Source organism: Pseudoduganella namucuonensis (assembly GCF_900116645.1).
In the GTDB taxonomy this organism is placed as follows: Bacteria; Pseudomonadota; Gammaproteobacteria; order Burkholderiales; family Burkholderiaceae_D; genus Rugamonas; species Rugamonas namucuonensis.
The window spans coordinates 1-24,190 of sequence record NZ_FPBO01000019.1; the positions used below are offsets into that span (position 1 = coordinate 1).

Sequence of the window (24,190 nt, forward strand, 5' to 3'; positions counted from 1 at the left end):
ATGCGCTCCTGCAGCGACTTGGCGGAGAAGCCGCCGAACACCACCGAGTGCGTGGCGCCGATGCGCGCGCAGGCCTGCATGGCGGCCACGCCTTCGACCGACATGCTCATGTAGATGATGACGCGGTCGCCCTTCTTGATGCCGCGCGACTTCAGGCCGTTGGCGAACTTGCAAACCTTCTCGTGCAGTTCCTTGTAGCTGACCTTGGCGACGGCGCCGTCGTCCGCCTCGAAGATGATGGCGGTCTTGTCGGCGTTGCCGTTGGCCAGATTGCGGTCCAGGCAGTTGTACGAAACGTTGAGCTTGCCGCCTTCGAACCACCGATAGAACGGGGCGTTGTCCTCGTTCAGCGTGCGGGTGAAGGGCTCCTTCCATTCGATGTGCTCGCGCGCCAGGCGCGCCCAAAAGCCCTCGTAGTCCAGTTCCGCCGCCGCGCACAGGGCGCGGTAGGCCGCCATGCCGGATACATTGGCCTGCGCGGCGAAGTCCGCCGGAGGCGCGAAGACGCGGTTTTCATGCGTGGTGTGATCTGATTCGGACATGCTTGTCTCCTTGAATGATGATAGAGGCGCTAGCGGCCGCGTTCCGTGGACGCCCGCTCAGCGCCGCGATTTCTCTTGCGCCAGCAGCGCCAGCACGGTGTCGATCCGGTTGCCTTCGCAACTGAGCGCCAATCCCGATTCGAATACGGGCGCGGTCAATCCGGTCAACACGGCGCCGCTGGGCATTTCCAGCGCCAGCCGGGCGCCCCGCTCCCAGGCGTGGCGGGCGGTGTCGAACCAGTGGACCTGGCGCGCCATGTTGGCAGCCAGGTCGTCGCGGATGGCGCGCGGATCGAACAGCGCGCGTGCGCTTCCGCCGCTGATATAGACGGCCTTGGGGCGCGACAGCGGCACGCCATCGAAGGCCTCTTGCATGCGCTTCGCCTGCGCGTCCAGCAGCGCGCAATGCGACGGTACGCCGACGTCCAGCGCTTCGGCCCTGGTGGCGCCGGCGGCCAGCGCCAGATCCGCCACGCGCCGCAACGCGTCCCGCCCGCCGGCGATCACCTGCTGGCGCGGCGCGTTCAGATTGGCCAGGTACACCGGCGAGGCGGCGCGGTGCACTTGCGCGATCAGCGGTTCCAGCTGTCCCTGATCGAGCCCGCCGATGGCCCACATGCCGTAGCCGTGCGGGTAGCCCTGCTCCATCAGTTCGGCCCGGCGCGCCACCAGCCGCACGGCGTCCGGGTAGGCGATCACGCCGGCGGCGACGGCGGCCGGGTAGGCGCCTATCGACAGGCCCGCCACCATGTCCGGCTCGGCGCCATGCGCCGCCAGCACGCGCGCCATCGCCACGCCGGCGGCCAGCAGGCAAAGCTGGGTCGCGACGGTCGAAGCGAGGGCTTGTTCGCTGTCCAGCGCCAGCGGGTCCCGTCCCAGCGCGGCGGCGGTTTCGGCCAGCGTCCGCGCCGTTTCAGGGTGGTCGGGCAGCGCGTGCAGCATGCCGGGCTTTTGCGCGCCCTGGCCGGGGAAGGTGTACAGGACACTCATGGCGCCGCCCCCGCCTGCCAGGGGTCGGCGCACAGCCGCGGACCGGTGGCGGTCTTCAGCATCACGCGGCCGCCGCGCAGCCATTCGGCCAGCGCGAAGGCACCCTCGCCGGTGTCGATCTGGATGTCCACGCGAAGGTCCGCGCCGGCCTGGATGGCGGCCAGCGCCGCCGTCCGCGCGGCGTCCAGCGGTTGCGGGGCGCGCACCAGCAGGTCAAGGTCGCTGTCCGGGCGCAGGACTTCGATGCCCGTGGCAAGGTAGAAGCCGACGCCGCCGGTGGGGCCCCAACTCAGGCCCGTCGCGTCCAGCGCGGCGGCGATTGCGTTCAGCGCCGCGGCGATTCCGCCCAGTCCCGCGGCGCAAACCGGGGACAGTCCCTCCGCGCCACGCGGGCTGGCCAAGGCTGGCGCCGGGGACCGCGGGACTGTCCCCTGTTCCGGGCCGCGGGTATTCTCGGGCGCAGCCAGCATCTCGGGGGTGACACGGCGCAGCACCGCGTCCTGGTGCACATAACCCTTGCAGCGCTGGTTGCGCGCCAGGCCGCGCAGGCCGACCGGCAGCAGGGCGCCGGCCGTGGCTTCGCGCCGCACCACCACGGGCGCCCGGCGCATCCAGTCCGCGTCGGCCCATTCCGGCCAGGCTCCGTCCACCCGCACGCCGCCCTCCGCCACCCAGAGCAGGTCGTGCGGCCAGTATCCGGCGTGGCTCATTGCTCAACCCACCAGCGACTTGGTCGCGAAATACAGTATCGATGGCCCCATCAGGCAGCCCAGGCCCGTGTGGAAGGTCGCCACCAGCGTCCCGTAGGGCACCAGCTTGCGGTCGGTGGCCGCGAGGCCGGCCGAGACGCCGCTGACGGTGCCGGCCAAGCCGCCAAAGACCATCGCCGAACGCGGCGTCCTCAAGCCCAGGAATCCGGCCGCCACCGGCGTGCCCACCATCACCAGGATGGCCTTCACCAGGCCGGTCGCGATGCTGAGCGCCATGAGCTCGGAGCTGGCGCCGATGGCCGCACCCGTGACGGGACCCACGATGTAGGTGACCGCGCCGGCGCCGATGGTGGTCATGCTGACCGCGTCGCGGTAGCCGAAGGCGTAGGCCACGCTGGCGCCGACGATAAAGGGCAGCACCGTGCCCAGCACCAGCGCCACCACGCCTATCATGCCGGCCTTGCGCGCCTCGGTGGCCTGCACCTCGAACGCGGTGGCCACGATGGCAAAGTCGCGCAGCATGGCGCCGCCCATCAGGCCGATGCCGCTGAACAGGGACAGGTCCGCCAGCCCCTTCTGGCCCCCGGTGTGGCTGCCGCCCCAATAGGCCAGCCCCAAGCCGATCACGATGGCGATGGCCGAGCCATGCACCCGGCCGAACGTCAGGTGCTTCGATAGCAGCATCGACACGTACATGATCAGGCCGACCACGGCGAAGGCGGTCACCAGTCCGTTGTGCAGCACGGTTTTTTCGAGCATTTCGATCATGATGTTCTCCTTATGCCGTCTTGGCGGTGGTGGATGGACCGGTGGCCGGATTGTTGGCGGTCTCGCTCGCGCCGGTCTTTTCGCCGCGGTTGATCAGCGAGATGGTGCAGGCGCACACCACCAGGGTGCCCACCGCCGCCAGCAGCGCCACCGGTCCGCCTTTCAGCGCCGCCACCACGTTCTGCTGGGCCGCCATCGCCACCACCACCGGGATGTACATCGCGCCCCAGAAGGTCACGCCCAGCTCCGTGGTCTGCGGCATCAGGCCGCGCTTGTGCATGTACAGCCGCGCGAAAATCAGCAGGATCATGGCGATGCCCACCCCGCCGACATTGGTTTTCACGCCGATCAGGGCGCCCAGCAGGTCGCCGAGGAAAATGCCCAGCAAGTGGCACACGGCCAGTAGTGCGGTTCCATAGATAATCATGATGTCTCCTCCAGTTCGAAGTCAGAAAAGCGGGCGGTGGCTGGTTTTTATTGTGCCGCGCACCCGCGGAGTTATTACCGCAATCTCATCGCGCCGCGCCTTGCCATTGCTCGCGCAGCAGTTCCCTCACCTTTCTCGAGGCCTGCCGGTGCGGTCCGTTCAGCCGCCCGCCCAGCCCGCGATCGCCACTGGCCAGGATGTCGGCCAGCGCCTGTTCCAGCGACTCCCGCACCATGGCGGTGTCCGTCGCCGTCGCCGCGTCGGGATCGGCCGGGGCCAGCACGCGCCACAGCATGCCCAGCGAGGCGTAGCTCTGGATGTCGTAGGCCATCGGCGGCACGCTGGCGGCCAGTTCCTCCAGCGCCTCCACCGAGCGCAGGGTGATGCGCGCGGCGGAGGCCTTGCCCATCGCATGCACCATGACCTTGCGGTCGTCGAAGGCGATCAGGCGGTTGGCCTGGTAGCCGTGCGCCAGGAAGGCGCCGGACATGGCGCTGCCGACGATCAGCCCGATCACCGGATGCCCGGCCAGCCGCGCCTCCGCATAGGCGCCCGCCGCGCCGGCCAGCGCCTGGTGTATGCCGTAGGCCTCCTCGGCGCGGCCGTAGGCCTGGCTGGCGACATCGATCACGGCCACGATGGGCCGCTTGACCGGCGCGGCCCGGTCGGCCTGGACGACCTCCCCCACCGCGCGCGCCAGTTGCCAGCCTTCGACCAGGCCGATCTCGCCGTTGCGGGCCCGCGCGAAGCGGTTGTGCGGGTCCGGCACCACGGCGATGTAGCGGGCCGGCTGGCCGGCCAGTTCGGCGTCCGCCACCCGCACGGCGGCGCAGTAGCCTGGCGCCGGCGTTGCGCCGCCGGTCAGCGCGGCGAGCCAGCGGGCTCCCCTGCTGGCGGATTCGGTTGCAGGGCTGTCGCCGGCCGCGTCGTCCGCATCGAGATTGACTAGCGTGTTCATGACTGCACTCCTTTACCGTAAATCGCGCGCACCTGCTGCGCGCTAGCCTGCACCGTGGCATCCACCCGCTCCAGGCAGGCCAGGAATTCTTCATGGCGCTGGCTGCGGTGCCGTTCCGGCGGGCCTTGCCGGAACAGCCCGGCCAGCGTGGCGCGGATGGCGGCCGTGTCGTCCTCCACGCAGAAGTCAGCCAACCGCGACTGGTGGCGCTGTTCGCCGCCGGTCAGGCTCCAGATGAAGGGCCGGTTGCGCGAGTCGAATTCGGCCACGCCCGCCTCCTGCTCGATCACCTGCGGGCCGTTCAGCCCCAGGCGCGCCTCGCTGGTGAGCACCAGCCAGGAACACAGCCCCGCAGCGATGGACATGCCGCCATAGCAGCCCACAGTGCCCGCGCTCACGCCGATCACCGGGCGGTAGCGCCGCAGGTCCACGATCGCCGCCTGGATCTCGGCAATCGCCGCCAGTCCCAGATTGGCCTCCTGCAGCCGGACCCCGCCCGTTTCGAACAGGATCACGGCCTGCGTCGGCACGCCGTTGCGGTTGTCCTCCGCCGCCAGCTCCAGCGCGCCGGCGATCTTGGCGCCGCCCACCTCGCCCATGCTGCCGCCCTGGAAGGCGCCCTCTATCGCCAGCACCACGGTGGGCAGGCCGTCCAGCGTGCCCTTGGCGACGATCACGCCGTCGTCGGCCTGCACCACGATGTGCTGCATGGCCAGCCAGGGCGACGTAATCCGGTCGAAGGGGCCGACCAGTTCCGTCATGCCGCCCTCGTCCAGCAGCGCCCTGGCGCGGCTGCGCGCGCCGCGCTCGATGAAGCTGTCGCGGGAAAGTAGTTGTTGGGTGTTCATGGCCGCGCCGCCTCCTCGTAAGCCTGTTCGATGCGCATGCGCACCACGCCGGGCGTCGCGCCACTGTCGTGGATCTCGATGCTCGCCGCGGGCAGCGGCTCGGCCGAGAACACCCGGTCCAGCAAGGCCTGCCAGGTCGCGCCGAAACCCTTCACCGAGGTCTGCACCAGCACCGTGGTGCGTCCCGCCGGCGCGGGCTCCAGCAATACCTCCAGGTCGCCCGAGCTGACCACGCCGGCCAGCGCGCGCCCTGCGGCCGGCTGCCCGGCCGCGTATTCAAACCGCAGTTGTTCCATGATGCGTCTCCACTTCTTCCATGTTGTCGTTCTCTATGCCGTCGAGCAGCAGCGCCGCCGCCAGCAGGTCCGCCGCGCCGCCCGGCGATACGCGCAGCGCCACCAAGTCCTCGCCCAGCGCGTGCAGCGCCGCCGCGCCTTCCACCCCGCCGGCGCCGCCGGCGTCCAGCACGCATTGCGCGCCTTGCTGCGCGGCTTCCAGCGCGGCGCGGCCGCCACGCGCCAGCAGGCAGGTGTCGTCCAGCCGCGCCATCACGGCCAGCAGGGCGTTCAGGCGCGCCGCGTCTTCGCTGTCGCCTCGGCGGCGGGACTGGCGCAGCATCGGCAGCGCCAGCTCGATCACGTGCGGGAAGTCCCGCTGCGCCTGGGAGCGCGCGCCGCCCACGCCGTGCCGCAGGCAGGCCAGCGCGCCCTTGTTGCCGGTGAGCGCGGGGGCGTGCCGGTCGTGCAGCCGGGCCAGCGCGCCGGCGCGGCCGGCCACCGCCTGGGCGGAACGCGCCGCCGGGTCTTGCGCGGCGGCGGTGACGATCAGTCCCAATGCCCAGATGGCGCCGCGGTGGGTGTTGACCCCGGCCGTGGCGTGCATCATGGCGCGTTCCGCGTCGCGGCCCGCCGCGCCGATACGCTCGCGCAGGGTCCGCGGATCCGCGATCGCGCCGCCGGCCAGCGCCATGGCGTGGAAGGCCGGCCGCAGCGCGCGGGCCGAATGGCACATCAGCATCCAGTTCAAGTCGTCGTGGGCGCCGTTGCCGCGCAGGTCCACCAGGCCGGGTTTCGGCGTGAGCGTGGCCTCGTCGATCAGGGCGTCCACGGCCGCATCCGCGAGCCAGTCCGCCAGCTCGAAACCGGGGACAGGCCCGCGTTCGGCGTCCCAGGCCAGGACCGGGGCATACGACGCGGAGGGTCTGTCCCCAGCCGCGCTGGCCGTCGCTATCTCCATTGGATTCAAGGCATTCATCACCAGCTCCTGAATTTCGCGGGCGGGTTGTACAAGCCATCCGACCACTCCACCAGCTCGCCGATGCTCTTGGCGGCCAGCAGTGAACGGGTGGCGTCGGCGCGCTGCACGCCGATGTCCTCCGGCAGCGCGATCAGCCCTTCGCCGCGCATGCGCGCGGTGTCCTTCGGGTTGTGCCGCATGCCCACCGGCGTCACGCCCGACACCGCCGCCAGCATGGCCTTGCGCTCCTCCAGCGAACGCGCCTTGTACAGATAGGCGATGCCCTCCTCCGTCAGCACGTGGGTCACGTCGTCGCCGTAGATCATCACCGGCGCCAGCGGCATGCCGGACGCCTTGCCCACCGCCACCGCGTCCAGCGATTCGACGATGGAGGGCTGGCCGCCGTCCTGGAAGGTTTCCACCATCTGCACCACCAGCTTCTTGCCGCGCGCCAGCGGGTCGTCGGTCTCGATCAGGTCCAGCCAGGCCGGCGTGGCGTGGCGCCGGCCGTGCGGGTCGTGGCCCATGTTCGGCGCGCCGCCGAAGCCCGTCAACCGGCCGCGCGTGACGGTGGAGGAATTGCCCAGGCCATCCATCTGCAGGGTGGAGCCGATGAACAGGTCCACCGCGTACTGGCCGGCCAGCTGGCACAGCGCGCGGTTCGAGCGCATGGACCCGTCGCGCCCCGTGAAGAAGATGTCCGGCCGCGCCGCCGCGTAGGCCTCCATGCCCAGCTCCGCGCCGAAGCAGTGCACGCTCTCTACCCAGCCGCTTTCAATGGCGGGGATCAGCGTGGGGTGGGGATTCAGGGTCCAGTTGCGGCAGATCTTGCCCTTCAGGCCCAGTTGCTCGCCGTAGGTCGGCAGGATCAGCTCGATGGCGGCGGTGTTGAAGCCGATGCCGTGGTTGAGCGACTGCACCTGGTGCCGCTCGTAGACGCCGCGTATCGCCATCATCGCCATCAGGATGTGCAGCGGCTTGACCAGGCGCGGGTCGCGGGTGAACAGCGGCTCGATATAGAACGGCTTGTCCGATTCCACCACGAAGTCGATCCAGGAACCGGGAATGTCCACCCGCGGCAGGTCGCCCGGATTGTCGACGATCTGGTTGACCTGGGCGATCACGATGCCGTCGCGGAAAGCGGCCGCCTCCACCAGCGTCGGCGTGTCCTCCGTGCTGGGGCCGGTGTACAGATTGCCCTGGCGGTCGGCCATGTAGCCGGCCACCATGACCACGTTGGGCGACAGGTCCACATACAGCCGCGCGTACAGCTCCACATAGGTGTGGATGGCGCCCATCTCCAGCAGCCCGTCCTGCAGGAATTGCGAGATGCGCAGGCTTTGCGCGCCGGCGAAGGCGAAATCGAGCTTGCGGGCGATGCCGCGCTCGAACAGGTCCAGGTGCTCCGGCAGGCTTACGCTGGGCATGATCAGGTGCAGGTGGTTGACCAGGTCCGGATCCACTTGCACCAGCGAGCGGGCCAGGAAATCGGCCTGCTTTTGATTATTACCTTCAAGTACGACGCGGTCGCCGCTGACGACCAGTTTCTGCAGCGCCTCGACGATGCGGTCGGGGCGCAGCACGGGCCCTTCGCATAGATGCGCCACGGCGGCCAGGCGGCGCTGTTTCTCGGTCCTCCGCGTGTCCCAGCGCCGGGCCGGCGCGGTTGCGGACGGGTTTGTGGTTTGCATTGTGTCTCCCTCCTAGGTTCGTACAACACAGCATAGGAAGGATGGCCATGCCATACAATCAACCTGGCAGCGCGATGTTTACTCCAAGAGTAATGATTCCGGGCGCTTCAGGGCGGCATTGGGGCTACAATTGGCGGCATGGCCATCGACGAAGAAATCACCCTCAAGAAGCTGGAAGTGTTCCTGGCCTTCATGCGCCTGGGCAGCCTGGCGCGCGTGGCCGAGGAACAGGGACAAAGCACCGTCAGCGTGCACCGCGCCCTGCACTCGCTGGAGGAGGGCCTGCGCTGCCCCCTGTTCAAGCGCGAGGGCCGCAATCTGACGGCCCTGCCCACCGCCTACGCCTTGGCCAAGCACGCGCAGCGCGCCGTCGGCGAGTGCGAGGAAGGCATCCGCAAGGTGCGCGAACTGGCGGGCTTCGACGCCGGCCGCATGCGGATCGGGTCGCTGTATTCACTGACGCTGCGCTGCATCCCGCAATTGCTCATCGCCCTCAAGCTGCGCAAGCCGGACTTGCAGGTGGACCTGACGCTGGGCTCCAACGAGGAACTGCTGCGCAGCCTCGCCGACGGCCGGCTGGACGCGGTCGTGATCGGCGTGCAGCAAGCGCTGGAGGACAAGGACCTGATCGCCGTGCCGCTGTTCGAGGACGAGGTGATGCTGGCCGCGCCCCTGGGCTCGCCCTACGCGGGCCTGGCGCGGATAGACCTGCAAACCATGCGCGACGAGAAGTTCATTACCCTCGGCGGCGGCTTCGTCACGGCGGACAGCTTCCAGCACGCCTTCCGCCAAGCCGGATTCGTGCCGGAGACCGTGATGCGGGTGGGCGACATCTTCTCGCTGATTAACCTGGTCAGCGGCGGCATCGGCTACAGCCTGCTGCCGGGCCGGGTGGCCGAATTCAGTTCGCGCATCCAGCTGATCCCGCTGGAGGCGCGCTACGTCTCGCACCAGCGCATCACGCTCCTGCTGCCGCGCAACCGCGAACGCGATCCCAACCTGCTGGCCCTGGCGGCCGAATGCCGCATGTACGGCAAACACAGCCCGCTGCGGTAAGCATATTCTCATCCCGATGAGCGGGGCCGGCGCTTCCGGGCCCATATCAAAGGTGCTACACTCGCTGGCGCCTTTCCCTCCCCTCACCACAAAAAAACATGATCCTATCCGCCTCGTCGTGGCTGCAGCCCGCATGCGCCCTGGCCACCGCCGCATTCGTGCTGCAATCCGTTCTGCCTCCCTCCTCCGCGTACGCCGCCCCGGCCGCGCCGCAAACCGAAATCCGCTACCTCTCCGGCCTGGGTCCCAAGGACGCCGTGCCATGGGAGTTTTCCGTGACCGCGGGCCGGCGCGCAGGGGAATGGACCACGATTCCCGTCCCGTCGAACTGGGAGCAGCACGGTTTCGGCTCCTACGATTACGGAGAGGCGCCCAAGCATCACAGTGAGCATGGCCTGTACCGCCTGCGCTTCGCCGTGCCGCCGGCATGGCAGGGACGGCCGGTGCGCCTGGTGTTCGAAGGCGTGATGACCGACGCCACCGTGAAGGTCAACGGCGTGGCCGCCGGCCCCACGCACATCGGCGGCTTCTACCGCTTCGGCTTCGACGTCACGCAACTGGTGAAATACGGTTCTTCCGCCGACAACCTGCTGGAAGTGGACGTGGCCAAGGTTTCGGCCAACACCGCCACCGCCGCCGCCGAGAACAAGGGCGACTATTGGATGTTCGGCGGGATTTTCCGGCCCGTGTGGCTGGAGGCCGCGCCGCCGCAATCGATCAACCACACCGCCATCGACGCGCGCGCCGACGGCACCCTGACGGCGGACGTCACCGTGGCCGGCGCCCCGGCCGGCGCGGTGGTCGAGGGCAGCATCCACGGCGCGGACGGCAAACAGGTCGGCCAGCCGTTTTCGGCCACCGTCGATGGTAGCGCTAGCAAAATCGTGCTGCGCACCCGCGCCGCCGCGCCCCGGCTGTGGACGGCGGAGACGCCCAATCTGTACACGCTGCGCCTGACCTTGCGCCAGGGCGGCAAGCCGCTGCACGCCACACAGGAACGCTTCGGCTTCCGCACCTTCGAAGTGCGCAAGGGCGACGGCCTGTACCTGAACGGCAAGCGCATCCTGATCAAGGGCGTCAACCGCCACAGCTTCCGTCCCGACACCGGCCGCGCGCTGACCCGCGAGGACAGCTACGCCGACGCGCGCCTGATCAAGGAAATGAACATGAACACGGCGCGCATGTCGCACTACCCGCCCGACCCGGCCTTCATGGAGGCGGCCGACGAACTGGGGCTGTACGTGCTCAATGAGCTCAGCGGCTGGCAGGCCGCGCACGACACGGAAACGGGCCGCCGCCTGGTGAAGGAAATGATCACGCGCGACGTGAACCATCCGAGCATCCTGTTCTGGGACAACGGCAACGAGGGCGGCTGGAACCGCGCCATCGACGGCGACTTCGCGCTGTACGACCCGCAGAAGCGCAACGTGCTCCACCCGTGGGAGCTGCACGGCGACGTCGACACCAAGCACTATCCCAACTACGCGTTGCTGACGCAGCGCCTGCAGGGCCCCAACCTGCTGCTGCCCACCGAGTTCCTGCACGGCCTGTACGACGGCGGCGGCGGCGCGGGGCTGGACGACTACTGGAACGCCATCACCGCCTCGCCCTACGGCGCCGGCGGCATCTTCTGGGTGTTCGCCGACGAGGGCATCGCGCGCACCGACAGGCAGGGCGGGATTGACGTCTTCAGCACCTACGCGCCGGACGGGCTGGTGGGACCGCGGCACGAGAAGGAAGGCAGCTTCCACACGGTGCGCCATCTGTGGTCGCCGGTGCGGATCGCCACGCCGGCGCTCAATTCCGGCTTCGACGGCAAGCTCGCGCTGAGCAATCACTACGACTTCACGTCGCTGTCGAGCACCCGCTTCAGTTGGCGGCTGGTGCGTTTCGCGGGTCCCGATGCCGCCGGCACGGCGGCCGCGTCGGGCGTTTCGGTGCTGGCGTCCGGCCAGGCGCGCGGGCCGTCCGTCGCCCCCGGGACCAGCGGCCTGCTCGACCTGGCCTTGCCGGCGGACTGGCGCAAGCTGGGCGCGGACGCGCTGCAAGTCACCGCCTTCGGCCCGGACGGCAAATCGCTGTGGGACTGGAGCTGGGCGACACCGCTGCTGGCCGAACGGCTGGACGTGGCCACCGAGGGTGGCGCCGCGGCGGCCCTCCCCGCCCCGCTCGTCGACAAGCAAGCCGCGGAAACGCGCCTCGTGGCCGGCGACGTCGTCGCCAGCTTCGACAACGCCACCGGCGCGCTGCGCGCCCTGAGCCGCGCCGGCAAGACCGCGCAACTGGGCAACGGGCCCCGCCTGGCCTACGCCCGCGCCAAGAACGAGGCCGTAACCGAATGGCTTCCATTCAATCGGGTGGACACCGCCACGGGCGTCCATCGCCTGGACCAGGTGCAGACCGCCAGCACCATCGAGGTCGTGGTGGAAATGACTCCCGCCATCGCGTACGCCAGCTACAAGCTCGAAATCTCGGCCGACGGCCAGCGCTGGAAGCCCCTGTTCGAGGCGTCGCGCCGCGCCGGCGACGGCGGCCGCTTCGAGTTCGCGCCGCAACCGGTGATGGCGGTGCGGCTGACCGGCCTGGCCGGACCGGACGGCCAGCCGCTGGCCTTGAAATCGCTGCGGCTCGGCGCATCCCCCGCCCGCTTCCCCGCCGTGGCGTCCACGCCGGCCAAACTGGCCAGCGGCGTGGAAGGCGGCGCCAGGCCCACCGCGTGGCTGGAAGCCAAGGGCGGCAACGGCATCGCCGAGGTGCGCTGGACGCTGCACGCCGACGGCACGCTGCAACTGGACTACCGCTACGCGCTGGACGGCGAATTCCTGTTCCACGGCGTGACCTTCGACCACCCGGAAGCGGCGATGAAGTCGGTGCGCTGGCTGGGCGAAGGCCCTTACCGCAGCTGGCAGAACCGCATGCACGGCACCACGCTGGGCGTCTACGACAGCGCGCGGAACGACATCCAGCAAGGCTCGTCGTGGACGTATCCGGAGTTCCAGGGCTACTTCGCGGGCCTGCGCTGGGCGCGCCTGGAGACCACGGCCGGCGGCGTGACGATGTCGACGCCAACGGCGGGCATGTATCTGCGCATAGGCACGCCGCGCAGCGACCATCCCTACACCAGCGCCGAATACCCGGCTGGCGACCTGTCCTTCATGCACGCGATACCGGCCATGGGCTCCAAGTTCGTGTACGCGGAGCGCATGGGCCCATCCGGCCGTCCCGCGTACGCGGCGGGCCAGTACGCGGGGCGGGTGTACTTCCGTTATTGAACGACCGCTACAGAACCGGCGTGAGCACCGCGCCGGTGTCGAAGTAGCTGCGCAGGTTGTCCAGCGTGAGACGCAGCATGGCCATGCGCGTCTCGTGGGTGGCGCTGCCGATGTGCGAGGTGAGCACCACGTTGTCGAGCGCGAACAGGCGCTGGTCGATGTCCGGCTCCTTGTCGAACACGTCCAGCGCCGCCCCGGCGATCGCCTTGCGGCCGAGGGCGTCGATCAGGTCCTCCTCGTTGACCACCGATCCGCGTCCCACGTTCACCAGGTACCCTTGCGGGCCCAGCGCCTCCAGCACGGCGCGGTCGATGATTTTCTCGGTGCCGGCGCCGCCCGGCAGCATTGAAATCAGAATGTCGCAGTTCGCCGCCAGCGACAACAGGTCCGGCACATGGGGCCACGCCAGGCCCTGGTCGTGCCGCCCGTAATAGGACAGGGACACGCCGAACGGCTCCAGCCGCAGCGCGATTTCCTTGCCTATCCTGCCCAGCCCCGCGATGCCGACGCGCTTGCCGGCCAGACTGACCCCGAGCGGAAACGCGGCCTCGGGCCAGCGGCCAGCGCGGACAAAGCGGTCCACCTGGGGCAGCTGGCGCAGCATGGCCAGCACCAGGCCCACGCCCAGCTCCGCCACGGCGGCGTTCAGCACATCCGGCGTGTTGCTGACGGCGATGCCGCGCTCCCGCGCCAGCGCCAGCGGAATGCGCTCGTAGCCCACGCCGAAGGTGGAGATGACGCCCAGGCTGGGCATGCGCGCGATCAGCGCGGCCGGAACCTCGCTATTGCTGCGCGCGATGATGCCGCGCAGCGAGCCGCGCAAGGCGTCGTCGCGCTCCACTTGCTCCAGGCTATGGCAGCGGAACCCGGCGTCGATCAGTTCCTGGAAATGCGGCGGGAAGGCGCCAAGCTGCAAAAGGTCGTGCATGTGTACTCCTGAAAAGCGGTCTTCAGGCAGCCTAGCGAAATTCGTCCGGCGGCGCAAGGTCGAGGGATGGACCGGCGTAGGCGACGACCCGGTTGCGCCCCGAGTTCTTCGCGATGTACATCGCCTCGTCGGCGTGCTTGAGCAGGTCGGCGGCGCCGTCGCCCGGCCGGTGCTGGACGACACCGAAACTGGCGCTGATGTCGCCATCCAGGCCGGGGGGGCGGTTACGCGCGACCGCCTCGCGCAAGCGCTCGGCGCATTCAAGCGCCACCTTCAGCCCCGTCGCGGGCAGCACCAGCACGAATTCCTCGCCGCCCACGCGCGCCGCCAGGTCGATCCCGCGTATGGTCGCGCCCAGCAGCCCGGCGAGGTGGCACAGCACGACGTCGCCGGCGTCGTGGCCGTGAACGTCGTTGATGCGCTTGAAATGGTCGATGTCGAGCATGATGATGGAGAAGGTCTCGCCCAGCCGGTCCGTGCGGCCGGCCGCCATCCGCATGAATTGCTCGAGATGGCGCCGGTTCGCCAAGCCGGTCAGCGGGTCCGTGTTGCTGAGCTGGCGCAAACGCTCCTCGCTGGCGCGCAGCCGCCGCTCCCTGCGCGCCAGTTGGCGCTGCATCTCGATCAATTGCTCGTTAAATTGCAGCACCTGCTGGTTCAGGTTCTCCAACTCGGCGATGTCGAATTCCGCGAACAGCACCAGCTTGTCGCCGAGGCGATGGACCACCCCGAGCAGCGAGTGGCAGACCACCTGGTTGTCGCCGACAATCAGCATGCCCCGATAAATGGGCTGCTCGCCCAGCGGCGGCTCGGCGGCGAGCGTGCCGAACGCCGGACGGAAGAAAAAGGAAGCGACCATTTCCGATTCCGCGTCGATCCGCGCCCGCAACAGGCGGCGGAAGCCGGTGTTGCAGTCGAGCAGGCGCCCGTCCTCGCGCACCACCGCAACGACCACGGCGCTCAAGTACCTGCAGCAATCCAGCAAAGTGTCGGCGTCCAGCTCTCCCGGATCGGCCGCGCGGTTCATTGCGGGAATTGCGCGATCGCGTGCAAGGCGTCGCTGGCCCAGCCGTCCGCCTTGACCGCACGCCACACGCGTTCACCGCCCAGGGTGACCTGTCCTCCCACCATGATGGGCGGGCAGCGCTCCCCGAGCTCCGCGCGCAGTTCCTCCAGTATGCCGCGCGCCAGCGGCAGATGCGCCGGCAGCGACAGCGACAGGCAAAGCATGTCCGGCCTCTCGGCGTCGATTTGACGTGTCAGGCCGGCGGTCGGCACGTCGGTGCCGAGGTAGCTGACATCCCAGCCTATCGTTTCGAACGCGTCGCACACGATGCGCAAGCCCAGGCCGTGATGGTTGCCGGCGACGCAGGCGAGCATCAGCTTGCGCTCGACGGGCGCCGCGAAGGACGCGTGCATGTAGGCCCGCGCCAGCACGTTCTGGCTCAGCGCGGTGGCCAGGTGCTCCTGGGCCACGGTGATGCGGTTTTCCTGCCACAGATGGCCCACTTCGACCATCGCCGGCTGCAGCAGCCGCACGGAGGCCTCGCTCAGCGAGGCGCCGTTCCCCATGCAGGCATTGAACGTTTCCTGCGCCCCGCGCTGGTCGCCGCGCAGGACCTGTTCCAGATAGCGCGCCGTCTCGGGCAGCCGCGGATGGCGCGCATACCGATAGGGATCGCAACCGTCGTCCCGCCGCAGCGCGTCCTCGCCGGCGGCCAACAGCTGGTTCAAGCGCGCCGCCACGGTGGCAGGCAGGTGTCCGGTGAAGAACGCCGCCAGCAGTTCAAACGATTCGGCCAGATGGCCGGTCGGCACCTTGCGGCTCTCCAGCACTTTGCGCAGCCAGACCGCGTAATCCGTGAACAGGGCCGGTTCATCGGCCAGCATGGCGCCGTCGAGCTAGGCGAGATGGTGGCCGATGTCTTCCCTGCATCTGGCCACGCCTTGCTGGCCGAAACGGTGGCTCATTTCCGGGTGCCGCGCGTACAGCGCGTTCACCACGGCGTCCATCGCCCGCGCACGCAATTGCTCGCTTTCCAAGCCGGCGCCGCGCGCGGCGCTCATGCCGCCACGACGTCGAGGCGCAGCATCTCGGTACGGCCCTTGGCCAACTTGAGGCCCTTCGGGATGCCGCGGTGCGACTCGCGGTAGGAATGGCTGTGATGCCAGGCGTCGAAACTGGCCGCGTCGCGCCACCATGTCAGCAGCCAGAATTCCTTCTCATCCGCGCAGGGATTGGCGACTTCCATGCGGATGAAGCCGGGGGCGGTGTCGACAAGGTGGGGACGGGCGATAAAAGCGTCGCGTACTGCGCCGTCGAGGTCGTTGGCGACCGCGAAACGGCTAATGGACAGAAACATTGCGTACTCCCAGGGACCACATGCGGCCGAGCAGAAGCTGCAGAGGCCAGCGAACCATCATAACAGCTTGCGCGCCCTCCGCCCGCCCCCGCGCCGGGTAGCGCGGAATATGACGAAATAGTGCGCATAACGGCCCTGGGCCCGGAACTACGCGCCCGGCCTGTGCGAAAGCAATTCGAAAATGCTGGAGAAGTCCAGCGCGCCCGCGCCCGCGCCGCTGTGCAGCGCGTACAGGTTGCGCGCCAGTTCGCCCAGCGGTATCGGCGCCTTCGCGCCCATCGCCGCCTCCGCCGCCAGCCCCAGGTCCTTGAGCATCAGGTCCACTCCGAAGCCGCCGCTGTAGCCGCGCGACGAGGGCACGTTGTCCATCACGCCCGGCACCGGGTTGTAGACCTCCAGCGCCCAGTTGCGGCCCGAGCTCTTGCCCATGATGTCCGACAGCACGCGCGGATCGAGCCCGTTGGCCATGCCCAGCGCCAGCGCCTCGGCGGTGCCGGCCATCAGTATCCCCAGCAGCATGTTGTTGCAGATCTTGGCCGTCTGCCCCGCCCCGTGCGCGCCGGCGTGGAAGATGTTCTTGCCCATCCCCAGCAGCACCGGCCGGGCGCGCTCCAGCACCTCGGCCGGGCCACCCACCATGAAGGTCAGCGTGCCGGCGATGGCGCCGCCGGTGCCGCCGGACACCGGCGCGTCCAGCATCGCCAGTCCCGCCTCCGTGGCCGCCCTGGCGACCGCGATCGCCGATTGCGCGGCGATGGTGCTGCATTCGATGATCAGCGCGCCGGGGCGGAGGCGCTTGATGATACCTTCCGCGCCCAGGTACAGGCCCTCGACGTGGCGGCTGGCGGGCAGCATGGAGACGACGACGTCGGCGTCCGCCACCGCCGCCTGCGCGGACGCGGCCACCCTGGCGCCGGCGTCCCCCAGCGTTTTCAGCGCGGCGGCGGAGAGGTCGAACACGCTCAGCGTATGGCCGGCCTTGAGCAGGTTGAGGGCCATGGGCCCGCCCATGTTGCCCAGGCCGATGAATGCGATATGAAATGAAGTACGGCTCATGTTTTCTCCGTCTGCTTGTCCAGGTCCGCCAGCGGGTGCTGGCGCGGCGGCCAGGGGGTGTCCAGGAAATGCGCGGCGCCGGCGGCGGGCTGCCAATCCGGCCGCTGGTCCTTGTCGATCAGCAGCGCGCGTATGCCTTCGGCGAAATCGCCATGGGCGGCGCAACGCAGCGAGACGCCGTACTCCATGCGGAACACCTCGGCCAGCGACAGCTGCGGCGCGCGCTCCAGCAGGCGCCATGCCAGCGCCAGCGAGCCGGGCGATCCCCGCGCCGGCGCGGCGAGGGCTTTTTGCAGCCAGGGATCCTCGGTCCGCACCGCCGCGAATGCGGCCAGCACGGCCTCCAGGCTCTCGCGCCCGCACAGGTCATCGATCAGGTCGCGGTGCTGGCGTAGCGGCCCGGCGGCCTGCGCGGCGGGCGCGGTAGGCCCCGGTGCAGCGCACGCCGGCGTGTCCGCGGCGTGCGCTGCCTGCGCAGTGCCGTGCTCGGCCTCGCGCAGCACGGCGCCCAACAGCGCGCCGTTGGCGGCGCGGTCGTCGCTCCAGGGCTGCCGCAGCAGCGTGTCGATCACCTGCGGCTTGTCGGCGTGGGCCAGCACACGGTCGGCCAGGCCGATGTAGCGCGCGTCGGCGGCGTTGATGGCTGCGCCGGTCAAGGCCAGGAACAGGCCCGTCTTGCCCGGCATGCGGCTCAGGAACCACGAGCCGCCCACATCCGGGAACAGACCGATGCCGATCTCCGGCATCGCCAGCCGCGTCTTTTCCGTGGCGACGCGGTGGCTGGCGCCCGCCATCAGGCCGATGCCGCCGCCCATGACGATGCCGTGCCCCCAGCACAGTATCGGCTTCGGATAGGTGTGGATCTGGTAATCCAGCCGGTACTCCCGTTCGAAGAACGCGTTGGCGTAGGCGTTGCCCAGCACATCGCCGCGCTGCGCGGAGGCGCGGTGTTCCAGCATTGTGCGGTACAGGTTTTGCAAGTCGCCGCCGGCGCAGAAGGCTTTTTCCCCCGCCCCCTGCAGCAGCACCATGGCGACACGCTCGTCGCCGGCCCACGCCGCCAACTGGGCCGACAGCAGGTCCGTCATCTCCAGCGACAGCGCGTTCAGCGTCTTTTCCGCGTTCAGCGTCAGCACGCCGATCAGGCGGCCGTTGGCGGCCGGCAGCGTCTCCGCCCGCACCGGCAGGTCCAGCGCGGCGCCCATCAGCGGTTCCTCCAGATTGGCGCGCGCTTTTCCAGGAAGGCGTTGACGCCCTCCTTCTGGTCCAGGGTGTCGAACAGGTCGATGAACAGCTCGCGCTCCACCGGCAGCCACTGCGCGGGGGCGTGGGCGCGCGCGCCCTGGATCAGGCGCTTGCAGGCCGCCACGGCGGACGGGCTTTGCCGGCCGGCCTTCTCCGCCAGCGCCAGGGCGGCCGCCCTGGCCTCGCCCTTGGCCACCACCTGCTCGACCAGGCCGATACGCAGCGCCGTCTGCGCGTCCACGCGCTCGCCGCACAGTATCATGCGCTTGGCCCAGCCCTCGCCCACCAGCATGGGCAGGTTCTGCGTGCCGCCCGCGCAGGGCAGCAGGCCTACCGCGGCCTCCGGCAGCGCCATTTGCGCCTGCTCCTCGGCGATGCGGATGTCGCACGCCAGCGCGCATTCCAGCCCGCCGCCCATGGCGTAGCCGTTCAGCGCGGCGATCGACACGCCGCGGAAGTGCGACAGCGCCTCGAAGGCCTCGCCGAAGCGGCGGCCCACTTCGCGCGCCACGGCCTTGTCGCCGTCGGCGAACTGTTTCAGGTCCGCGCCCGCCGAGAAGAATTTCTCGCCCTGGCCGGTCACGACCAGGGCGTAGACCTCGCGATTGGCGTTCAGGTCCGCGACCAGCCGCTTCAGCGCGGCCAGGCTTTCGCTGGTCCAGGTGTTGGCCGGCGGGTTGGCCAGCGTGACGACGGCGGTGTGGCCGACGATTTCAAGTTGAAGGTTGGTGTAGTCGTTCATCTGATTTCCTCTGTGTTGGGTTGTTCAAGCAAATGGCGCGCGACGATCACGCGCATGATTTCGTTGGTGCCTTCCAGGATCTGGTGCACCCGCACGTCGCGCAGGTAGCGCTCCAGCGGATATTCCCGGATGTAGCCGTTGCCGCCATGGATCTGCAAGGCCTGGTTGCATACCTTGAAGCCGGTGTCGGTGGCGATGCGCTTGGCCATGGCGCAGTACACGGAGGCGTTGGCGGCGCCGGCGTCGAGCTTGGCGGCCGCCAGGCGCACCATCTGGCGCGCCGCCACCAGTTCGGTCTGCATGTCGGCCAGCTCGAACTGCAGGTGCTGGAAGGCGGACAGGCGGTTGCCGAACTGGCGCCGCTCGCCCATGTACTCGCGCGCCGCGTTCAGCGCGGCCTGCGCCGCGCCCACCGAGCAGGTGGCGATGTTGATGCGGCCGCCGTCCAGTCCCTTCATGGCGATGCGGAAGCCTTCGCCCTCCGCCCCCAGCAGGTGGTCGGCCGGGACGCGCACGCCGTCGAAACTGACCACGCGCGTCGGCTGGCTGTTCCAGCCCATCTTGACCTCCTTGCGCCCATAGCCGACGCCGGGGGTGTCGGCCGGCACCGCGAAGGCGCTGATGCCCTTCGGCCCCCCGTCGCCGGTGCGCGCCATCACGATCAGCAGGTCGGTGGCGCCCGCGCCGGAGATGAAGGCCTTGCTGCCGTCCAGGCGATAGGCGCCGTCCTTCAGCACGGCGCGCATGCTGAGCGAACCGGCGTCCGATCCGGCGCCCGGCTCGGTGAGGCAGTAGGAGCCCAGCATCCGGCCGCTGGCCAGCGGCGGCGCCCAGCGTTCGCGCACCGCCGGGCCGGCCCAGGTGGCCAGCATCCAGCTGACCATGTTGTGGATGGTCATGTAGGCGGTGGTGGACGGGCACGCCGCCGCCAGTTCCTCGAACACGATGGCCGCGTCCAGCCGCGACAGTCCCATGCCGCCGGCGTCCCGCGGCGTGTACATGCCGCAGAAGCCCAGTTCACCCGCCTTGCGGATGGTCTCCACCGGGAAAACGCAGCCGGCGTCCCATTCCGCCGCCAGCGGCGCCATCTCGCCGGCGGCGAAGTCGCGCGCCGCCCGCTGGAAGGCGGCCTGCTCTTCCGAGAGTTCGAAGTCCATGAAGGCTCCTTGCGCCGTTTACTTCAGCGAGATGGTGGTGTTGACCGGTCCGGCCACGCTGCTGTCGTCGAACCAGCGCGCGGTGATGGTCTTGGTCTGCGTGTAGAACAGGATCACCTGCTTGCCGTACGGCCCCAGGTCGCCCAGCTTGGAGGCGCCGGAGCCGGTGAAGGAGAACAGCGGCACGGGTACGGGAATCGGCACGTTGATGCCGATCTGCCCCGCTTCCACCTCCTCCTGGAATTTGCGCGCGGCGGCGCCGGACTGCGTGAAGATGGCGGTGCCGTTGCCGTTCGGGTTGCCGTTGATGAAGGCGATGGCCTCGTCCAGCGTGGCCGCCCGCACCAGGCACAGCACCGGCCCGAAGATTTCCTGGTCGTAGATCGCCATGCCGGGCTTCACGCCGGAGAAGATGGTGGGGCCGACGAAATTGCCGCCCTCGTAGCCGGGCACCTCGGGCCGGCGGCCGTCCAGTTCCAGCTTGGCGCCACCCTCGATGCCGCCGGCGATGAAGCTTTCCACGCGCTCCTTCGCGGCGCAGGAGATCAGCGGGCCGATGTCGGTGCCCGGCTCGGCGCCGCCGCTGATCTTCAGCCCGCGCGCCTTTTCCACCAACTCAGGGATCCAGTCGTTGGCCTCGCCCACCAGCACCGTCACAGGCAGGGCCATGCAGCGCTGGCCGGCCGCGCCGAAGGCGGCGCCCAGCAGGTTGTTCAGCGCCTGCTCCTTGTTCGCGTCCGGCAGCACGATGGCGTGGTTCTTCGCGCCCATCATGCACTGCACGCGCTTGCCGGTCTGCGAGGCGCGGTGGTAGACGTGGGTGCCGACCCTGGTGGAACCGACGAAGGACACGGCCTTGATGTCCGGATGGTCGCAGATGGCGTTGACGACATCCTCGCCGCCGTGCACCACGTTCAGCACGCCGGGCGGTATGCCGGCCCGCAGCGCCAGTTCGACCAGGCGCATGGTCACCATGGGGTCCTGCTCGGAGGGCTTGAGCACGAAGGTGTTGCCGCAGGCGATGGCCATCGGGAACATCCACAGCGGGATCATGGCGGGGAAATTGAAGGGCGTGATGCCGGCGCACACGCCGATGGGCTGCTGCAGCGTGTAGGTGTCCACGCCGGAGGCGACGTTGTTGGCGATCTCGCCCATCTGCAGGCTGCCGATGTTGGCGGCGTGCTCCACCACCTCCAGGCCGCGGAAGATGTCGCCCTCGGCGTCGGCCAGGGTCTTGCCCTGCTCGGCGGTCAACAAGGCCGCCAGCTCCTTCATGTTCTCGCGGATCAGTTGCTGGTACTTGAGGAAGATGCGGGCGCGCGCGCCGATCGGCGTTTTACGCCAGGTCTTGAAGGCGTTCCTGGCGGAGGAGACGGCGGCCGAGATCTCGGCGGCCGTGGCCATCGGCACGCGGGCCAGCACCTCCTGGGTGGCGGGATTGATCACATCCCGCCATTCGGTGGTGGACGACTCGACAAACTCGCCGTTGATCAGCAACTTGACAGTACTCATGCGTGTGTTCCCCTATTGGTGGTCGGATGGGACCAGAATAGAAGAGCGCCGCCGCCGCGCCTATGACCGATTTATTCAAAATGGATGCGAGAATTTGCCACGTCAAAATTCGACCGGCGGCGCCGTTCACATGCCCATCATATTGACCAGCACCTCGACCTTGCCGGCGTAGGGCGGCCGGGAGAAGCCCTCCATCGGATTCTCGGCGGCCTGGTAATACACGCTGCGCTCATGGCTGAAGGCGAGAAAGGAGTACATGCCGTGATAGGCGCCATGCCCGCTCGGCCCGACGCCGCCGAACGGCAGATTGGGCTCGGCGACATGCTGGATGACGTCGTTGATGGTCGCGCCGCCCGATGACGTGCGCGCCAGCACGGCCTCGATGAATTCAGGGCGGCGGCTGAACACATACAGCGCCAGCGGCTTGTCGCGCCGGTTGATCTCGCGCAGCGCGTCGTCGAGGTCGTCATAGGTCAACACCGGCATGACCGGACCGAAAATCTCTTCCCGCATGATGGCCGCGTCGCGCGGCACGTCGACCAGGACGGTGGGCTCGATGCGCCGTCCGGCGCGCACCTTGCCGCCCACAGCGACGCGGGCGCCGCGGCTGACGGCATCGTCGATGAGGCGGTTCAGCCGTTGCAGGTTGCGGTCGTCGACTATCCGCGCCACGTCGGCCTCGTTCAGCGCGTCGTCCTCGTAGAACGATGCCCGGATGGCGCGGGCCACCTGGTCGACGAAGGCGTCGCGCTGGGCGGGCTTGACCAGCACATAGTCGGGCGACAGGCATATCTGGCCCGCGTTCATGTATTTTCCCCACGAGATCCGGGACGCCGCCTGGGCCAGGTCGGCGTCCTCGTCGATGATGACGGGCGACTTGCCGCCCAGCTCCAGCGTGACCGAAGAGAGATGCCTCGCCGCCGCCGCCATCACCAGTTTCCCCACCTTGGTGGAGCCGGTGAAGAAGATATGATCGAAGGGATGGTCGAGCAGCGCGGCCGCGAGCTCCGGGCCGCCTTCGAGTATGGCGACTTCCGCCTCGTCGAACACGGCCCGGACCAGGCGCACGCAGACGGCGCTGGTCGCGGGGGTGAGTTCGGACGGTTTCAGGACGCAGACGTTGCCGGCGGCGATGGCGCCGACCAGGGGCTGCAACAGCAGCGCGAACGGGAAATTCCATGGCCCGAAGATGAGCACCCGCCCCTTGGGCTCGCGCAGGATGCGCGCCCGCGCGCCGGGCGCCGCATGGGCGCTGGGCGTCACTTCGACGGGCCGCATCCATTGCTCCAGGTTGGCGACCGCGGTATCGATCTCGCCGAACAGGGCCGTGACCTCCATGGCCGCCTCGAAGGCCGGCTTGCGGAAATCCTCGGCCATCGCGGCCACCGCCGCCGGAAGATGCGCGACGATGGCGGCGCGCAGCGCCGTGAGCCTGGCGGCCCGTTGGGCGGCCGAGGTGGCGCGCACCGCGTGCCGATGACGGTCCTGCAGGTCGAAAATCCGCGCGATATCGGCCGGGTTCAGTGCGTCGCTCATGGCTGGTCTCCGTTGCTGGTGGTGGACCGGCGCCGCATGCGGATGACCGGCTTGATCGTGCGGCCCGACTCGGTGTCGCGCACGGCGTCGTTGATGTTGTCGATGTCGTAGAACCGGATCAGGCGATCGAAGGGGAAGCGGCCCTGGCGGTGGTACTCGATCAGTTGTGGAATGAAGGTGTGCGGCACGCTGTCGCCTTCGATGACGTAACGGACCATCGCCCCCGTCATCAGGTCGCCGAGGACCAGCGGGAGCGGCGCATCCATCGGCCCCATGCCGAGCAACGCGACCTGGCCCATGCGCCTGGCGGAGCGGATGCCTTGCGCGACCACGGCCGGCAAGCCGGTGGCCTCGACCACATAGCCGGCGCCCGCGCCGGCGGTGATCTCCTTGATGGCGGCCACCGCGTCCGCCTCCCGGCCGTCTATCGCATGCGTGGCGCCCAGCTCCAGGGCGAGCGCGAGCCGGGCTGGTTGCACGTCGACCGCGATGATGGTCGCGCAGCCGGCGATTTTCGCCGCCATGACCGCCGACAAGCCGACCGCGCCCGCGCCGAAAATGGCCACCGAGCTGCCCGCCGGCGGCTTCAAATGATTGAGGATGGTGCCGGCCCCGGTCTGGATGCCGCATCCAAGCGGTCCCAGCAATTCAAGCGGGATGTCGTTTGGCACCTTGACGACGTGGCGTTCCCGCACCAGCGCATGGGACGCGAACGAGGATTGGCCGAAAAAGCTGGCGTTGATCTCGTGTCCGTGTTGATGATGGGTACAGGAGCCATCCGGCCGCCGGCCCATGAAATTCGCCTGCAGGAAGTTGTCGCAATGGGCGGGGCGGCCTTCCCCGCATGGCGGGCAAACGCCGCAGGAGGCGAACGACAAGGCGACATGGTCGCCGACCCCGATCGTGCTCACCGCGGCGCCAATCGCGACCACCACCCCGGCCCCTTCGTGGCCCAGGATGTTGGGCATGGCCGGCACCGGGAAGACGCCGTCGCGCACGGCGAGGTCCGTATGGCAAAGGCCGGTGGCCAGCACCTCGACCAGCACCTCGTCGGCCCGCGGCGCGTCGATCCGCACCGTCTCGATCGTGAAATCGGCATGCACCTCGCGCAGCAGCGCGGCTTCGATATCCATTTTTTTCCCCGGTTAAAAGT

The 24,190-nt window shown here is 69.2% G+C and carries 24 protein-coding genes; 2 read left to right on the forward strand and 22 right to left on the reverse strand.

Translation table 11 applies throughout. From position 1 onward, the window contains the following. The 10 genes from BM436_RS19475 to mdcA all read right to left on the reverse strand — a co-directional run. Positions 1 to 542, reverse strand: a 542-nt coding sequence (locus BM436_RS19475) for an acetyl-coenzyme A synthetase N-terminal domain-containing protein (RefSeq protein ID WP_143133232.1), incomplete at its 3' end; no start/stop codon positions are given. Between the two features lie 57 nt (positions 543 to 599). Continuing rightward, positions 600 to 1,532, reverse strand: coding sequence for a malonate decarboxylase subunit epsilon (gene mdcH, locus BM436_RS19480; protein ID WP_093557197.1), 933 nt, complete (start codon positions 1,530 to 1,532; stop codon positions 600 to 602). Next, entirely contained in the window at positions 1,529 to 2,242 is a 714-nt protein-coding gene (locus tag BM436_RS19485; protein WP_093557198.1) for a malonate decarboxylase holo-ACP synthase, read from the reverse strand. The genes mdcH and BM436_RS19485 overlap by 4 nt, the downstream gene beginning before the upstream one ends. Before the next feature lie 3 nt (positions 2,243 to 2,245). Further along, positions 2,246 to 3,010, reverse strand: coding sequence for a malonate transporter subunit MadM (gene madM / locus BM436_RS19490; RefSeq protein WP_093557199.1), 765 nt, complete (start codon positions 3,008 to 3,010; stop codon positions 2,246 to 2,248). A 10-nt stretch (positions 3,011 to 3,020) separates the two neighbouring features. Further along, positions 3,021 to 3,437: a malonate transporter subunit MadL gene (gene madL, locus BM436_RS19495; RefSeq protein WP_093557200.1), complete on the reverse strand. Its 417-nt coding sequence runs from the start codon at positions 3,435 to 3,437 to the stop codon at positions 3,021 to 3,023. Positions 3,438 to 3,522: 85 nt separating this feature from the next. Beyond that, a complete protein-coding gene (gene mdcE, locus BM436_RS19500) occupies positions 3,523 to 4,395 on the reverse strand; it encodes a biotin-independent malonate decarboxylase subunit gamma (RefSeq protein ID WP_093557201.1) in 873 nt (290 codons plus the stop codon). After that, complete coding sequence (locus BM436_RS19505; RefSeq protein WP_093557202.1) at positions 4,392 to 5,243, reverse strand: biotin-independent malonate decarboxylase subunit beta; 852 nt, start codon at positions 5,241 to 5,243, stop codon at positions 4,392 to 4,394. Before BM436_RS19505 ends, mdcE begins: the two co-directional genes overlap by 4 nt. Continuing rightward, entirely contained in the window at positions 5,240 to 5,539 is a 300-nt protein-coding gene (locus BM436_RS19510) for a malonate decarboxylase subunit delta (protein ID WP_093557203.1), read from the reverse strand. The genes BM436_RS19505 and BM436_RS19510 overlap by 4 nt, the downstream gene beginning before the upstream one ends. After that, positions 5,520 to 6,497, reverse strand: a complete 978-nt coding sequence (locus tag BM436_RS19515) for a triphosphoribosyl-dephospho-CoA synthase (RefSeq protein ID WP_229490511.1) — start codon at positions 6,495 to 6,497, stop codon at positions 5,520 to 5,522. Before BM436_RS19515 ends, BM436_RS19510 begins: the two co-directional genes overlap by 20 nt. Then, on the reverse strand, positions 6,497 to 8,170 hold the full coding sequence (gene mdcA / locus BM436_RS19520; protein ID WP_093557204.1) for a malonate decarboxylase subunit alpha: 1,674 nt from the start codon (positions 8,168 to 8,170) through the stop codon (positions 6,497 to 6,499). The genes BM436_RS19515 and mdcA overlap by 1 nt, the downstream gene beginning before the upstream one ends. Positions 8,171 to 8,308: 138 nt before the next feature. Here mdcA and BM436_RS19525 point away from each other — a divergent pair, with 138 nt between their 5' ends. Both BM436_RS19525 and BM436_RS19530 read left to right on the forward strand, forming a co-directional pair. Then, on the forward strand, positions 8,309 to 9,226 hold the full coding sequence (locus BM436_RS19525) for a LysR family transcriptional regulator (RefSeq protein ID WP_093557205.1): 918 nt from the start codon (positions 8,309 to 8,311) through the stop codon (positions 9,224 to 9,226). Positions 9,227 to 9,324: 98 nt separating this feature from the next. Next, positions 9,325 to 12,498 carry a glycoside hydrolase family 2 TIM barrel-domain containing protein gene (locus BM436_RS19530; RefSeq protein ID WP_093557206.1) on the forward strand — a complete coding sequence of 1,058 codons (3,174 nt, stop codon included), beginning with the start codon at positions 9,325 to 9,327 and terminating at the stop codon, positions 12,496 to 12,498. A 7-nt stretch (positions 12,499 to 12,505) separates the two neighbouring features. Here the strand turns inward: BM436_RS19530 and BM436_RS19535 are convergent, their stop codons facing one another. From BM436_RS19535 to BM436_RS19585, 12 genes are all read right to left on the reverse strand, one after another. Next, positions 12,506 to 13,426: a 2-hydroxyacid dehydrogenase gene (locus tag BM436_RS19535; protein WP_093557207.1), complete on the reverse strand. Its 921-nt coding sequence runs from the start codon at positions 13,424 to 13,426 to the stop codon at positions 12,506 to 12,508. 31 nt (positions 13,427 to 13,457) lie between these two features. Beyond that, entirely contained in the window at positions 13,458 to 14,453 is a 996-nt protein-coding gene (locus BM436_RS19540) for a GGDEF domain-containing protein (protein WP_093557208.1), read from the reverse strand. Next, the gene (locus BM436_RS19545) at positions 14,450 to 15,316 is read right to left on the reverse strand and encodes a cobalamin B12-binding domain-containing protein (RefSeq protein ID WP_093557209.1); all 867 of its coding nucleotides are present in this window, start codon (positions 15,314 to 15,316) and stop codon (positions 14,450 to 14,452) included. The genes BM436_RS19540 and BM436_RS19545 overlap by 4 nt, the downstream gene beginning before the upstream one ends. 12 nt (positions 15,317 to 15,328) lie before the next feature. Further along, positions 15,329 to 15,493, reverse strand: a complete 165-nt coding sequence (locus BM436_RS37135; RefSeq protein WP_177307351.1) for a hypothetical protein — start codon at positions 15,491 to 15,493, stop codon at positions 15,329 to 15,331. Next, the gene (locus BM436_RS19550; RefSeq protein WP_093557210.1) at positions 15,490 to 15,789 is read right to left on the reverse strand and encodes an antibiotic biosynthesis monooxygenase family protein; all 300 of its coding nucleotides are present in this window, start codon (positions 15,787 to 15,789) and stop codon (positions 15,490 to 15,492) included. Before BM436_RS19550 ends, BM436_RS37135 begins: the two co-directional genes overlap by 4 nt. 147 nt (positions 15,790 to 15,936) lie before the next feature. After that, positions 15,937 to 16,845 carry a 3-hydroxyisobutyrate dehydrogenase gene (gene mmsB / locus BM436_RS19555; protein ID WP_093557211.1) on the reverse strand — a complete coding sequence of 303 codons (909 nt, stop codon included), beginning with the start codon at positions 16,843 to 16,845 and terminating at the stop codon, positions 15,937 to 15,939. Continuing rightward, a complete protein-coding gene (locus BM436_RS19560) occupies positions 16,842 to 18,038 on the reverse strand; it encodes an enoyl-CoA hydratase/isomerase family protein (RefSeq protein ID WP_371859656.1) in 1,197 nt (398 codons plus the stop codon). The genes mmsB and BM436_RS19560 overlap by 4 nt, the downstream gene beginning before the upstream one ends. An 11-nt stretch (positions 18,039 to 18,049) precedes the next feature. Continuing rightward, a complete protein-coding gene (locus BM436_RS19565; protein ID WP_093557213.1) occupies positions 18,050 to 18,832 on the reverse strand; it encodes an enoyl-CoA hydratase in 783 nt (260 codons plus the stop codon). Next, entirely contained in the window at positions 18,829 to 19,989 is a 1,161-nt protein-coding gene (locus BM436_RS19570) for an acyl-CoA dehydrogenase family protein (RefSeq protein ID WP_093557214.1), read from the reverse strand. Before BM436_RS19570 ends, BM436_RS19565 begins: the two co-directional genes overlap by 4 nt. Positions 19,990 to 20,007: 18 nt before the next feature. Further along, positions 20,008 to 21,501 carry a CoA-acylating methylmalonate-semialdehyde dehydrogenase gene (locus tag BM436_RS19575; protein ID WP_093557215.1) on the reverse strand — a complete coding sequence of 498 codons (1,494 nt, stop codon included), beginning with the start codon at positions 21,499 to 21,501 and terminating at the stop codon, positions 20,008 to 20,010. 126 nt (positions 21,502 to 21,627) lie between these two features. Further along, positions 21,628 to 23,037, reverse strand: coding sequence for an aldehyde dehydrogenase family protein (locus BM436_RS19580; protein ID WP_093557216.1), 1,410 nt, complete (start codon positions 23,035 to 23,037; stop codon positions 21,628 to 21,630). After that, positions 23,034 to 24,170 (reverse strand): NAD(P)-dependent alcohol dehydrogenase, encoded by a 1,137-nt coding sequence (locus tag BM436_RS19585; RefSeq protein ID WP_093557217.1) that lies wholly within the window; start codon positions 24,168 to 24,170, stop codon positions 23,034 to 23,036. Before BM436_RS19585 ends, BM436_RS19580 begins: the two co-directional genes overlap by 4 nt. Positions 24,171 to 24,190: the final 20 nt, after the last annotated feature.

What these genes read in the sequence shown, in the direction of transcription:
- mdcH (WP_093557197.1), bottom strand. Translation starts at nt 1,532, where the DNA reads ATGAGTGTCCTGTACACCTTCCCCGGCCAGGGCGCGCAAAAGCCCGGC.
- BM436_RS19485 (WP_093557198.1), bottom strand. Translation starts at nt 2,242, where the DNA reads ATGAGCCACGCCGGATACTGGCCGCACGACCTGCTCTGGGTGGCGGAG.
- madM (WP_093557199.1), bottom strand. Translation starts at nt 3,010, where the DNA reads ATGATCGAAATGCTCGAAAAAACCGTGCTGCACAACGGACTGGTGACC.
- madL (WP_093557200.1), bottom strand. Translation starts at nt 3,437, where the DNA reads ATGATTATCTATGGAACCGCACTACTGGCCGTGTGCCACTTGCTGGGC.
- mdcE (WP_093557201.1), bottom strand. Translation starts at nt 4,395, where the DNA reads ATGAACACGCTAGTCAATCTCGATGCGGACGACGCGGCCGGCGACAGC.
- BM436_RS19505 (WP_093557202.1), bottom strand. Translation starts at nt 5,243, where the DNA reads ATGAACACCCAACAACTACTTTCCCGCGACAGCTTCATCGAGCGCGGC.
- BM436_RS19510 (WP_093557203.1), bottom strand. Translation starts at nt 5,539, where the DNA reads ATGGAACAACTGCGGTTTGAATACGCGGCCGGGCAGCCGGCCGCAGGG.
- BM436_RS19515 (WP_229490511.1), bottom strand. Translation starts at nt 6,497, where the DNA reads ATGAATGCCTTGAATCCAATGGAGATAGCGACGGCCAGCGCGGCTGGG.
- mdcA (WP_093557204.1), bottom strand. Translation starts at nt 8,170, where the DNA reads ATGCAAACCACAAACCCGTCCGCAACCGCGCCGGCCCGGCGCTGGGAC.
- BM436_RS19525 (WP_093557205.1), top strand. Translation starts at nt 8,309, where the DNA reads ATGGCCATCGACGAAGAAATCACCCTCAAGAAGCTGGAAGTGTTCCTG.
- BM436_RS19530 (WP_093557206.1), top strand. Translation starts at nt 9,325, where the DNA reads ATGATCCTATCCGCCTCGTCGTGGCTGCAGCCCGCATGCGCCCTGGCC.
- BM436_RS19535 (WP_093557207.1), bottom strand. Translation starts at nt 13,426, where the DNA reads ATGCACGACCTTTTGCAGCTTGGCGCCTTCCCGCCGCATTTCCAGGAA.
- BM436_RS19540 (WP_093557208.1), bottom strand. Translation starts at nt 14,453, where the DNA reads ATGAACCGCGCGGCCGATCCGGGAGAGCTGGACGCCGACACTTTGCTG.
- BM436_RS19545 (WP_093557209.1), bottom strand. Translation starts at nt 15,316, where the DNA reads ATGCTGGCCGATGAACCGGCCCTGTTCACGGATTACGCGGTCTGGCTG.
- BM436_RS37135 (WP_177307351.1), bottom strand. Translation starts at nt 15,493, where the DNA reads ATGAGCGCCGCGCGCGGCGCCGGCTTGGAAAGCGAGCAATTGCGTGCG.
- BM436_RS19550 (WP_093557210.1), bottom strand. Translation starts at nt 15,789, where the DNA reads ATGTTTCTGTCCATTAGCCGTTTCGCGGTCGCCAACGACCTCGACGGC.
- mmsB (WP_093557211.1), bottom strand. Translation starts at nt 16,845, where the DNA reads ATGAGCCGTACTTCATTTCATATCGCATTCATCGGCCTGGGCAACATG.
- BM436_RS19565 (WP_093557213.1), bottom strand. Translation starts at nt 18,832, where the DNA reads ATGAACGACTACACCAACCTTCAACTTGAAATCGTCGGCCACACCGCC.
- BM436_RS19570 (WP_093557214.1), bottom strand. Translation starts at nt 19,989, where the DNA reads ATGGACTTCGAACTCTCGGAAGAGCAGGCCGCCTTCCAGCGGGCGGCG.
- BM436_RS19575 (WP_093557215.1), bottom strand. Translation starts at nt 21,501, where the DNA reads ATGAGTACTGTCAAGTTGCTGATCAACGGCGAGTTTGTCGAGTCGTCC.
- BM436_RS19580 (WP_093557216.1), bottom strand. Translation starts at nt 23,037, where the DNA reads ATGAGCGACGCACTGAACCCGGCCGATATCGCGCGGATTTTCGACCTG.
- BM436_RS19585 (WP_093557217.1), bottom strand. Translation starts at nt 24,170, where the DNA reads ATGGATATCGAAGCCGCGCTGCTGCGCGAGGTGCATGCCGATTTCACG.